Below are 473 nucleotides of genomic sequence, written 5' to 3'. Positions count from 1 at the left end.
CTGTTAATCATGACTCAACACGTCGCCATCACGGGATTACTGGCAATTGGTATGACGCTGGTGATACTGACTCGCGGTATCGATCTGTCCGTCGGGGCGGTAGCGGGTATTTGCGGCATGGTTGCAGGCGCTTTGCTTACCAACGGTCCGCCCATCTGGGGTGGCAACATCATCTTCTTCAACGTACCAGAGGTCATAATCTGTGTTGCCCTCTTCGGCGTTGTCGTCGGTTTTGTCAACGGTGCCGTCATCACCCGTTTCGGCGTTGCACCGTTCATCTGTACGCCCGGCATGATGTACGTTGCCAGAGGATCTGCGCTTCTGTTTCACGACGGCAGCACCTACCCAAACCTGAACGGCATGGACGCGCTGGGCAATACCGGTTTTGCCACGCTGGGCTCAGCTGCCTTGTTGGGGATTGATCTCCCTATCTGGCTGATGATTGTCTTCCTGTTGCTGGGCTACTGGGTAAC

General features: G+C 55.6%; 1 protein-coding gene. It reads left to right on the top strand.

Annotated features, from left to right (window positions below; genetic code table 11):
- Nucleotides 1–473, top strand: a 473-nt coding sequence (locus ACU8YC_RS26830) for an ABC transporter permease (protein ID WP_446896235.1), incomplete at both ends; no start/stop codon positions are given.

The sequence above is a fragment of the Citrobacter sp. VF227 genome, assembly GCF_052950715.1.
Note: the sequence above shows the minus strand (reverse complement) of the source record. Positions and strands in the feature narration are given on the sequence as shown.